Annotated in this window: 12 protein-coding genes; 8 read left to right on the top strand and 4 right to left on the bottom strand. The window is 71.1% G+C overall.

Annotated features, from left to right (window positions below; translation table 11 throughout):
* On the bottom strand, positions 1 to 364 hold a 364-nt coding region (locus KN815_RS25865), incomplete at its 3' end, for a hypothetical protein (RefSeq protein ID WP_216344320.1).
* Positions 361 to 786 (bottom strand): ATP-binding protein, encoded by a 426-nt coding sequence (locus KN815_RS25860; protein ID WP_253209244.1) that lies wholly within the window; start codon positions 784 to 786, stop codon positions 361 to 363. The genes KN815_RS25865 and KN815_RS25860, both read right to left, overlap by 4 nt.
* A 163-nt stretch (positions 787 to 949) precedes the next feature.
* On the opposite strand from KN815_RS25860, the gene KN815_RS25855 reads away from it, so the two are divergent.
* Both KN815_RS25855 and KN815_RS25850 read left to right on the top strand, forming a co-directional pair.
* Complete coding sequence (locus KN815_RS25855) at positions 950 to 1,096, top strand: hypothetical protein (RefSeq protein WP_216344322.1); 147 nt, start codon at positions 950 to 952, stop codon at positions 1,094 to 1,096.
* Between the two features lie 300 nt (positions 1,097 to 1,396).
* Positions 1,397 to 2,212, top strand: a complete 816-nt coding sequence (locus KN815_RS25850; RefSeq protein ID WP_216344321.1) for an SDR family NAD(P)-dependent oxidoreductase — start codon at positions 1,397 to 1,399, stop codon at positions 2,210 to 2,212.
* Positions 2,213 to 2,326: 114 nt separating this feature from the next.
* On the opposite strand, the gene KN815_RS25845 is transcribed toward KN815_RS25850, so the two are convergent.
* Positions 2,327 to 3,730 (bottom strand): NsdA family TPR-like regulatory protein, encoded by a 1,404-nt coding sequence (locus KN815_RS25845; RefSeq protein WP_216344318.1) that lies wholly within the window; start codon positions 3,728 to 3,730, stop codon positions 2,327 to 2,329.
* 278 nt (positions 3,731 to 4,008) lie between these two features.
* Between KN815_RS25845 and KN815_RS25840 the strand changes: the two genes are divergently transcribed.
* The 5 genes from KN815_RS25840 (at position 4,009) to uppS (ending at position 7,775) form a co-directional block, all read left to right on the top strand.
* Entirely contained in the window at positions 4,009 to 4,875 is an 867-nt protein-coding gene (locus tag KN815_RS25840; protein ID WP_216344317.1) for a Sco1979 family transcriptional regulator, read from the top strand.
* A gap of 1 nt (position 4,876) precedes the next feature.
* Entirely contained in the window at positions 4,877 to 5,116 is a 240-nt protein-coding gene (locus KN815_RS25835; RefSeq protein WP_014056733.1) for a DUF397 domain-containing protein, read from the top strand.
* A gap of 264 nt (positions 5,117 to 5,380) precedes the next feature.
* Positions 5,381 to 5,983 carry a hypothetical protein gene (locus KN815_RS25830; protein WP_216344316.1) on the top strand — a complete coding sequence of 201 codons (603 nt, stop codon included), beginning with the start codon at positions 5,381 to 5,383 and terminating at the stop codon, positions 5,981 to 5,983.
* Between the two features lie 65 nt (positions 5,984 to 6,048).
* Entirely contained in the window at positions 6,049 to 6,861 is an 813-nt protein-coding gene (locus KN815_RS25825) for an SAM-dependent methyltransferase (RefSeq protein ID WP_216344315.1), read from the top strand.
* 104 nt (positions 6,862 to 6,965) lie between these two features.
* Positions 6,966 to 7,775 carry a polyprenyl diphosphate synthase gene (uppS, locus tag KN815_RS25820; RefSeq protein ID WP_216344314.1) on the top strand — a complete coding sequence of 270 codons (810 nt, stop codon included), beginning with the start codon at positions 6,966 to 6,968 and terminating at the stop codon, positions 7,773 to 7,775.
* 153 nt (positions 7,776 to 7,928) lie between these two features.
* Here the strand turns inward: uppS and KN815_RS25815 are convergent, their stop codons facing one another.
* The gene (locus KN815_RS25815; RefSeq protein ID WP_216344313.1) at positions 7,929 to 9,155 is read right to left on the bottom strand and encodes an acyl-CoA dehydrogenase family protein; all 1,227 of its coding nucleotides are present in this window, start codon (positions 9,153 to 9,155) and stop codon (positions 7,929 to 7,931) included.
* A gap of 192 nt (positions 9,156 to 9,347) precedes the next feature.
* On the opposite strand from KN815_RS25815, the gene KN815_RS25810 reads away from it, so the two are divergent.
* Positions 9,348 to 10,004 (top strand): TetR/AcrR family transcriptional regulator, encoded by a 657-nt coding sequence (locus tag KN815_RS25810; RefSeq protein ID WP_216344312.1) that lies wholly within the window; start codon positions 9,348 to 9,350, stop codon positions 10,002 to 10,004.
* Positions 10,005 to 10,100: the final 96 nt, after the last annotated feature.

Genomic DNA, 10,100 nt, shown 5'->3' with positions numbered 1-10,100 from the left:
CCCGCCCCGGCCCCGCCGCGGCCACCGCGCGGCGGCGGGCGTACGCCGTCCCGGCCAGCCAGCCCTTCCAGTCGGCCGCCGCTCCGGGCGGCACGAGGAAGGACAGCACATGGCTGGCGGTGGCGAGCATCACCGGCCCCGCCGCATCGCGCCGCCGCAGCGCCTGGATCACCGCGGTGCCGATGTCGTCGCACATCCGCACCAGGTCGAAGACGGGGCCCACCGGCAGATCGGCGAGGCCGGTGCCGCTTGCCCACTGGAGCCGTACCCGCCCGGGGTCGTCGCTCGCGGCCAGCAGCCATTCGGCCGCGTCGGTCTCCACCGTGACCCGCATCCGGCGGTCTCCGCGCGCCCACGCGTTCATGAGGTGGCCACCAGCGGCAGGGTGAACCACACCTTCTTCCCGCGGGCTCCGGGGTCGGGCGGCTCGGTGCCCCAGTCGAGGGCCAGGTCCTCGACGATGGCCAGCCCTCGTCCGGACTCCTCGGTCGGCTCCGGCGTGCGGACGACCGGGATCACCGGCGAGCCGTCGGCCACTTCCACGCGCAGCTCACGGCCGAAGCGTTCCAGCGAGACGGTTATGGTGACGGTGTCGGCGGGGCCGGAGCTGCCGTGCTCCACGGCGTTGGCGAACAGCTCGTTGGTGGCGAGGACGACATGGTCCACGATCGCGCCGAGCCGCCAGTCGCGCAGATGCCCGGCGACCATCCGGCGTACGGCGGCGGCGCGGTCGGGAAGGGCCGGGAACTCCGCCCGGAAGAGCCGGCGGGTGTCCAGCGGGATCACCGCCCTCTCCCCTCCGGAGCCGGGGACGGGGATCGCCTGGGCGGCCGGCCCGGTAACCGGACCGGCTCCCGGCGCGATGACCGGATCGGTTCGAGGCCCGGTAAGCGGATCGGTTCGCGACCCGGTAACCGGATCGGTTCGCGGGCGGTCCGTGGAGACCGCGATGCCATGGCTCGCGCCCATCGTCTCGCTCTCCTCATCGGCCGACGCCGGCCTGTGCGACAGTCCTGGAAAGGATCGGCTCACGGTGTCGGTCCTCACGCTCCTCGTCGGTCTGTGGGCTGTGGTGGCATACGGGCCCATGGAGTGATTGATGCTCCGATGAGCGGGTAAGCGCATTCTGGCGACCGACCGCCTGGCATCTGAGCTGGTGACAGGTGGTGCGCACACCCCACCCGACCCGCCTGGACCGGCTGCCACGGACGGAGACGGCCCGGTCGCGGTGAGTGCCGGATACCGGCATGGTTCCTCCTTCGAAGGCAGCGCAAAGCGCCGTCGGTCGCCGCTCATGTAGACAAACGGTTGGACCGGCCGGTGGGCGAGAGGGCATGGGGGTTGTCCGGTTGTACGGGCGTAGTGGTTCGGGCTGTACGGTCCGGACGTGGCAAGCGTGAGCGACGACCGCGAGGGGCGGCTCGGCCCGGGGCAGCGGTCCGGTGCGGACGCCAAACGGGTCCTGGTGACCGGGGGCTCCCGGGGGCTGGGTGAACAGATCGTACGGCTACTGGCCGCCGGTGGGGCGCGATTGGCCACGTGTGCGCGGACACCGGAGGATCTGCGGTCTCTCACGGCGTCCCTGAGCGCCGAGGGCCACGGGGAGTTGTTCACCCGTGCGCTGGACGTCACCGAGCCGGGATCGCTGGAGGAATTCGTCGATGCGGCGGGGATACGTTTCAGCGGTCTTGACGGCGTGGTGGCCTGCGCCGGTGGCGCCCGCGGCCGAGGCATCGAGGACGCCGGCCCCCAGGACTGGTCGCTGACCTGGGAGATGAACGTGGGTCATACGGCACGGCTGGTGAAGGCCGCGGTGCCGCATCTGCGCCGCGCGGGCGGCGGCTCCGTGGTGGTGATCGCCTCCATCTCCGGCTGGAAGCCCGGACCCCAGGCGCAGTACGGGGCGGCCAAGGCGGCCCAGATCCATCTCGCGGCCTCACTCGCCCGTGAGCTGGGCCCGGACGGGATCCGGGTGAACGCCGTCTCCCCGGGGTCCATGCTGATCCCCGGGAAGCGGTGGGACCGGATGCGCACCGAAGAGCCCGCGGCATACGCCCGGTTCACGGCCGAGCTGCCGCGCGGTGAACTGGTCACCCCGCGGGAGGTCGCCCAGGTCGTGGCGTTCCTGCTCTCGGATGCCGCGAGTGGGGTCTCCGGTGCGCATCTGCCCGTCGACCGAGCCCAGAACGCCCCCACGCCGGGAGGGTACTGACCCCCCGGCGCTCCCCCGAGCGGAGGCGCTCCGGACACGTCACCGGCCGCTCCCACGGAGCGGCCGGAGACCTCGCCGGGGCACCGGGCGGGGCGGAGCCCCGGGCCCGGAGCCTCAGGCGGCCACGCCGAGCACCGTCCGGGAGCGCTGCTCGAACTCCCGGACCATGGGCTCCCCGCGGTGCGGCCGCAGCCGGGTGCGGAAGTCGCGCAGCGCCTGGATCGAGCGCTCGCTGTGCACCCCGCTGAGCGTGTCCAGCGCCTCGCCCGCGGTGCCGACGGCCTCGTCCAGCCGGTTCTGCTGGAGATAGGACGTCGCCAGCACGGATCTGCTGATGGCCTGGCGCCGGCGCCGGTCGGCGTTGGCGCGCACGGATTCGGCGGCGGCGTGCTCGGCCTCGGTGGCGTTGCCCAGGTCGCGGAAGCACAGCGCGGCCTCGGCCGCCAGATAATGGTGATCGAGGAAGCGCACCCAGGGCGACTCCTGCTCGGGGCCCTGGCTGGCCTCCAGTTGGGCGTCGGCCGCGCGCAGCGACTTGGACGCCTCCCGGGGCTGGTCCAGGGCGGCGTAGCCCCGGGCGGCCATGGCGTGCAGCCGCATCAGCCCGAGCGGGCTTCCGGCGTGCTTGGCCGTGGCGACACCCACCCGGGCCAGCTCGACCCCCGCCTCGGGCTGGCCCAGGTTGGTCGCCAGATGGGACAGGCCGGCCAGGATCTGACCGCCCAGGACCCGGTCGCCGCCCTCGGCGCACAGCCGCAGCGCCTGGGTCATATAGCGCTGGGCCAGGCCGTATTCGGCGTTGTCATAGCTGCTCCAGCCGGCCATGGCGGCCAGCTTGGCGGCGGCGGTGAAGAGCTGGCGCCGCTCCTGAGGGGGCGCGCCGCGCTGCTGGAGCATCGGGACGACCTCGGTCGACAGATAGAGGACGATGCTGGCGCGGACCTGGCCGCCGCCGAAGCGATTGTCCATCTCGTCGAACATGTTGATCGCCGCGTGGACCTGTTCGACGCGGCCGCCTTCGGCCGCGGGTGCGAGCCGGGCGGTGTCCTGGTTCTCGACCAGCCACAGCAGCCATTCGCGCTGCGGGGTCACCAGTGCGCCGGCGACGAAGGGCACCGCACCCAGCAGGCTGCGGCGGGATATGTCGGTGGAGCCGAGTTCGGCGAGCGTGTGCAAGGTTTCTGCTACGTCCTCCCGGTAGGCCAGCGCGCGGGCCACGACCGGGCGCTGTCGGTCGGAGATGAATCCCAGCTCGGCGGGGGCCACGGGCCTGCCGAGCCGGTGGGAGAGCACGGCGGCGATCAACTCCGGCGTGGTGCCACGCGGCTGTCCGCCTTGCAGCCAGCGGGTGACGGACGCCTTGTCGTAGTTCGACTCGCGCCCCTGCCTACGGCCCAGTTCATTGACCCGCAGGGCCAATGAGGCGTAGGAGCACCCGGATTCCTTCAGAGCCGCGGCCAACCCGACGTTGACCACGGCGCCTTGGCGCCCGCTTACCGGCTGTGCGTGATGCGTCACCGTGACCGTCCCCGTTCTGAGCCACGGCGGTCTGCGGGTTCCCCATCGTGCGGCGCCGACCATCTGGCCGGGCACCTCAACGACGTTGTGGACATGGGTAGTTGGGAGCCCTCGCCATAGAGGGTGAGATGGGTCACGTGCTCACTATGCGTGGTGAAGCCATCACCCCGCAAGCTTCGTTCTGATAATTTCAAACCGATCGACTCGCTCTGTCAGTGTCATCCATCGCGTGGCACACTGTGCAGGCATATGACAGCCCTTCCCCCGGGAGGCGGGACGTGAGCGAGGCACGGCCGGCCGGCGCCGCCCCCACCGTCTTGCGCAGAGTTCTCGGCAAGCGTCTGCGGCATCTGCGCGAGCGGGCGAAGGTGTCGTTCGAGGAAGCCGCGAAAGCCATCGAGGTCACCCCGTTGACCGTGCGCAGGATGGAAAAGGCGGAAGTCGGTCTCAAGATTCCGTACCTCAAGGAACTGCTGCGGAACTACGGCGTCCGCGGCCCGGAGATGGAGGACTTCCTCGCCCTGGCACGGGAGGCCAACCAGCCGGGCTGGTGGCATCAGTTCCGCGATGTGCTTCCGGACTGGTTCAGTGCTTACGTAAGTCTGGAAAGTGAGGCCACCGTCATTCGCGCGTATGAGCCCCACTACGTTCCCGGGCTGCTCCAGACTGAGGACTACGCCCGAGCGGTACTGCGCATGGGCTTCCCCCGGGACACCGAGGAGGAGCTGGAGCGCCGGATCGCCCTGCGCGTCCAGCGCCAGGATCTGCTCACCAAGCCGGACGCGCCGACCATCTGGGCCATCCTCGACGAAACGGTGCTGCGCCGCCCCGTGGGCGGCTCACAGGTGATGCGCGACCAGATCGACCACTTGATCGACACCTTGGAGATTCCCAAGGTCAGGCTGCAAATCATGCGGTTCGCGGCGGGGCCGCACCCCGGGGCCTTCGGCCCCTTTCACTACTTCCGCTTCGGATTCTCCGAACTGCCGGACGTCGTCTACACCGAGAGCCTCACCGGGGCGGTCTATGTGGACAAGCCGGCCGAAGTCGTCGCCTATCTCGAGGTCCTGGACCGGATGGCGGTCCAGGCCGAGCGGATCGGCGACTCCAGCACCATCCTGGCCGAACTGCGTAAGGAGCACTGAGATGCACGACCCCGTCTACAGCGGAATGCCGGCCACGGACCTGGGCACGGAGGGCTGGGAGAAGCCCTGGAGCGGGTCCAACGGCGGCACCTGCATCGAGGCCAAGCGACTGCCGGACGGGCGGGTCGCGCTGCGCCAGTCCACCGACCCGGCCGGGCCCGCGCTGATCTACACCCGCTCGGAGGTGGCGTCCTTCCTGGAGGCGGCGAAGTCCGGCGAAGCGGACTTCCTCATCGCCTGAGCGCTCCGCTGGAAGTGTCGCGATGTGTCGTCGGCCGACTGCGGCGCCGTCGTGGCCGGTCGCCCACGGACTTCCTCCGACCTGCTGAGCGGGGCCACGCACGGCTGACCCCTCGAAAACCACTACGCCCGCACAACCGCACAACCCCGCAGCGCACTCCCGCCCCTGCCGTCCCGCCACGCACACTGAAGACGCCGTGGCGGGCGGCGGCGTCGTCCCCCCTCGCAGAGCTGAGAGCCATATGGGACCGACAGGATGCCGGAAATGAACCTCGACCATGCGGTGGCGCAGCACCGCACACTGATCGTCGAGGGCTGCGACGGGGTCGGCAGGGACGCGCTGCTGGCCGGGCTCGCCCGACGGCACGGCTATACCGTCGCCCGCGCCTCCCCCGACCTCCCCCATGTGGACCCGGTCCGGCCGTACCGCGAACTCCTGCTGCACGGCGGGGCGCTCGCGGTCGACGCCGGACTGGTCGGCGAGCTGGTCTACGGACCGCTGCGCCGTGGCCACTCCCGGGTGACCTGGATTCAGGCGTTCGACTTCGCCGACGCGGTGGCCGAGCGCCATGGCGCCTTCGTCCATGTGACGGCCCCGGTCCAGGTGCTGGAGGACCGGCTCGCCGCGGGCGGCGCCTCGGCGGCGGCGCTCGCGGAGATCGGCGCCGCGGTGACCGGCTATGACCACGCCTTCTCCACTCTGGCCGAGCACGCACCGGTGCTCACCATCGAGGAGCAGCCGGCCTCCGGCGGCGGCCCGGATCCGGATCCGGGCCGCGGCGAGGCGGCGCCCGAGCCGGTGTCCTCGTTCGCCCGGCCCCTCCCGCGCATCCGCTCCCCCGTGCCGTTCTGCGCCCAGCGTCGCTGAACTCCCCCGCACCGGGCTTACGTTGGTGCCCCGCGAACCCCACACGCACGGCAGGAGATGGCTCCATGACCGACCGCTCGTCCACCCCGGACCAGCAGGCCCTGAACAAGATCGACACCACGGTGCCGCATTCGGCCCGGATCTGGAACTACTGGATGGGCGGCAAGGACAACTACGAGATCGACCGGATCGCCGGTGACGAGTACCGCCAGGTCGCCCCGAACATCGAGACCATGGCCCGGGCCTCGCGCGCGTACCTCATCCGCACCGTCACCCATGTGGCGGGCGAGTGCGGGATCCGGCAGTTCCTGGACATCGGCACCGGGCTGCCCACCTACGACAACACCCACCAGGTCGCCCAGCGGGTGGCCCCCGAGGCCCGCATCGTCTACGTGGACAACGACCCCCTGGTGCTCCGGCACGCCCAGGCGCTGCTCACCAGCACCCGGGAAGGGGTGACCGACTACATCGACGCCGATCTGCACGAGCCCGAGCGGATCCTTCAGGCCGCGGCGAAGACGCTCGACTTCGACCGGCCCATCGCCCTGATGCTGATGGGCATCCTCGGCCATATCCAGAACTACGACGAGGCGGTGTCGGTCGTGCGGCGGCTCCAGGACGCCTTACCGTCCGGCAGCTACTTCGTGCACTACGACAGCACCGACACCGACCAGGCGCTCAAGCAGGCACAGCAGGGCTACGACGACACCGGCGCCGTTCCCTATGTGCTGCGCAGCGTCGCGCAGATCAGCCGCTTCTACGAGGGTCTGGAGCTGATCGAGCCCGGTATCGTGTCGTGTCCGCTGTGGCGGCCGGGCCCCTCCGAGACGGACATCGAGACCACCGATGTCCATGGGGGCGTGGCCCGCAAGCCGTGACGGCCGTGACGACCAAACGAATGGTTCGGCCACCGGGGAGGTAACCCCCGCCCCCGTCGCGTCGTCAGACACGGCGCCGGGAAGCTAGGCGGAGGGACGGGTGGGTGTTCGAGGTCGGAGCCTGGAGAGTGCCCTCCGTCAAGCGGCTGCTGCGGGCGTCGATCGCCGGTGCGCCCGCCGTCGTACGGCAACGCCGCGGCCCTCAGGACGAGTCACCGGGGCGGCCGCGGCATCTGGCCATCATCATGGACGGCAACGGCCGCTGGGCCGCCCTGCGCGGCCTCTCCCGCACCCGGGGCCATCAGGCGGGGGTGCTGGCGCTGCCGCGGGTGGTGGACACGGCTCTGGAAGAGGGCATCGAACATCTGTCGCTGTTCTTCTTCTCCACCGAGAACTGGAACCGCCCGCGCGGTGAGGTGGCCGCCCTGATGCGGCTCACCGCCCAGTTGGCGGACGTCTTCCGGGGCTACGGTGAGCGGGGGGTGCGGCTGCGCTGGCTGGGCTCGGAGGCCCGGCTCCCCCGGGCCACGCTGGCCGCGCTGCGCCGCGCCGAGGCCGATACCCGCGACAACCGCGCGATGACGCTGGCCTTCTGCTTCAACCACGGCGGCCGGGAGGAGATCGCCCACGTCGCCACCGCTCTGGCCCGCGCCTCGGCGGACGGCGCGCTGGACCCCGGGCTCATCGACGAGGCCCTGTTCACCCGCCATCTGCCGCATGCCGACCTGCCGGACATCGACATGCTGGTGCGCACCTCCGGGGAGCAGCGCATCTCCAACTTCATGCTCTGGCGGGCGGCCTACGCGGAGCTCTTCTTCGTCGACACCCTGTGGCCCGACTTCACCGGTGAGGAGCTCCGCGCGCTGCTGGCCGCGTTCGCCGCTCGGAAGCGGCGCTTTGGCGCTGGGGTCTGACCTGTTGTCGATCGTCTGCGGCGCCACCGTGGCCGGTCCCACGCGGCGGAGCCGCATGTCGGCACAGCCGCGGCGGAGCCGCACATCGACACGGCCACAGCCCCGCGCCCCTTCAGGGCGCCTTCCGGCCGCAGCCGACTCTCGCCGATCTGCTCAGCGGATCTGGACACCCGAGAGGGTGCGGGCGATGACCAGGCGCTGGATCTCGCTGGTGCCCTCGAAGATCGTATAAATCGCGGCGTCGCGGTGCATCCGCTCGACCGGGTACTCGCGGGTGAAGCCGTTGCCGCCGAGGATCTGCACCGCCTGGGCGGTGACCTGCTTGGCCGTCTCGCTGGCGAACAGCTTGGACATGGAGCCCTCGGCCGAGTCGAAGGGCTTGCCGGTCACGGCCATCCACGAGGCGCGCCACACCATCAGACGGGCGGCGTCGATCCTCGTGCGCATGTCGGCGAGCTGGAAGGCGACGCCCTGGTTGTCGATGATGGGGCGGCCGAACTGGTGCCGGGTCTTGGCGTAGTCGAGCGCGACCTCGTACGCGGCGCGGGCGGTGCCGACCGCCATGGCGCCGACGGCCGGGCGGGACGCCTCGAAGGTGGCCATGGCGGCGTTCTTCAGACGCTCCCCGCCCCCCTTGGCCTTCTCCCGGGCGCGCGCGAGGCGTTCGTCCAGCTTCTCCTTGCCCCCGAGCAGGCAGTTGCCGGGCACCCGTACCTGGTCGAGGACCACCTCGGCGGTGTGCGAGGCGCGGATGCCGTGCTTCTTGAACTTCTGGCCCTGGGACAGACCGGGGGTGCCCGGCGGGACGATGAACGACGCATGGCCCTTGGAGCCGATTTCGGGGTCGACGACCGCGACCACCACATGGACATTGGCGATACCGCCGTTGGTGGCCCACGTCTTGGTGCCGTTGAGCACCCATTCGTCCTTGGCCTCGTCGTAGACGGCGCGGGTGCGCATCGAGCCGACGTCGGAGCCCGCGTCGGGCTCGGAGGAGCAGAAGGCGGCCACCTTCACATCGTCCGCGTCGCCGTACATCTGCGGGATCCAGGTGCCGATCTGCTCCTCGGTGCCGTTGGCGAGGACGCCGACGGCGGCCAGGCCGGTGCCGACGATGGACAGCGCGATGCCCGCGTCGCCCCAGAACAGCTCCTCCATGGTCATGGGGATGCCGAGGCCGGTGGGGTCGAAGTACTGCTGGGCGTAGAAGTCCAGGGAGTACAGGCCGATCTTGGCGGCCTCCTGGATAATCGGCCAGGGGGTCTCCTCGCGCTCGTCCCATTCGGCGGCGGCCGGGCGCATGACGTCCGCGGCGAAGCCGTGGATCCAGTCGCGCACCGCCTTCTGATCGTCGTCGAGCTCGAACGAGAACTCCGCCATGACCCCTCCACGTGCTTATTACCTGCGGTAACCGCAGTCTGTTACCGACCAGTAGACGATGTCAACTCCCCCGGGCACGCGGGCCCCGCGGCCCCCGCGGGTGTTACGTTGCGCAGAGCGCGGAGCGCGATCGCGCCACGAAACGCGAGGCGCGAGAGCGCGAGTACGACATCGGGGGCGGGGAGGCAACGCATGCGGACCGGGACCAGCCAGCGGGACGACCAGCGGACGACGGCCCAGCAGCGGCGCAAGGAGCTGCTGGAGGCCGCGGACCGGGTGGTGCTGCGCGACGGACCAGAAGCCTCGATGAACGCCATCGCCGCCGAAGCGGGCATCACCAAGCCCATTCTCTACCGCCACTTCGGCGACAAGGGCGGCCTGTACCGCGCGCTCGCCAAGCGCCACACCGACGCCCTGCTCGCCTCGCTGCGCTCGGCCCTGGACGCACCCGCCGAGGACCGCCGGCACCGCGTGGAGGCCACGCTGGACACCTATCTGGCGGCGATCGAGGCCCGGCCCCAGGTGTACCGCTTCCTGATGCACCCGGCCGACCACGGCCAGCAGGAGCCCGAGCAGGGCTTCGACGTCGGCCACCACTCCGCCCCGCTGCTGCGCAGGCTCGGCGAGGAGCTGGCCACGGTGATCGCCGAGCGGCTGGAGCTGGGACCCGGCGGCGAGGAGGTGGCCCGGGTCTGGGGCCACGGGATCGTCGGCATGATGCACGCGGCCGGTGACTGGTGGCTGCGCGACCGCCCGTGCGAGCGCGGCCAGTTGGTGCACCATCTCACCGATCTGCTGTGGGGACGGCTGTCGCTGGCGGACGACCGGATCGGCGCACCGGGCTTCTGAGGCTCCGAGAGCTTCCCGGCCTCGGCTCCGCCCATAGTCTGCTGGTGTCCCAGCTCGAATGGGCCGTGCGCTCCTGGGGTGTGCGGCGGATCGTAA

The organism is Streptomyces niphimycinicus (genome assembly GCF_018883605.1).
Lineage (GTDB): Bacteria > Actinomycetota > Actinomycetes > Streptomycetales > Streptomycetaceae > Streptomyces > Streptomyces niphimycinicus.
Note: the sequence above shows the minus strand (reverse complement) of the source record. Positions and strands in the feature narration are given on the sequence as shown.

Bases quoted from the DNA above. Each gene is read 5' to 3' on its own strand.
- KN815_RS25855 (WP_216344322.1), top strand. From the start codon at position 950: ATGCCATGGCTCGCGCCCATCGTCTCGCTCTCCTCATCGGCCGACGCC.
- KN815_RS25835 (WP_014056733.1), top strand. From the start codon at position 4,877: ATGCACGACCCCGTCTACAGCGGAATGCCGGCCACGGACCTGGGCACG.
- KN815_RS25830 (WP_216344316.1), top strand. From the start codon at position 5,381: ATGAACCTCGACCATGCGGTGGCGCAGCACCGCACACTGATCGTCGAG.
- KN815_RS25825 (WP_216344315.1), top strand. From the start codon at position 6,049: ATGACCGACCGCTCGTCCACCCCGGACCAGCAGGCCCTGAACAAGATC.
- KN815_RS25815 (WP_216344313.1), bottom strand. From the start codon at position 9,155: ATGGCGGAGTTCTCGTTCGAGCTCGACGACGATCAGAAGGCGGTGCGC.
- KN815_RS25810 (WP_216344312.1), top strand. From the start codon at position 9,348: ATGCGGACCGGGACCAGCCAGCGGGACGACCAGCGGACGACGGCCCAG.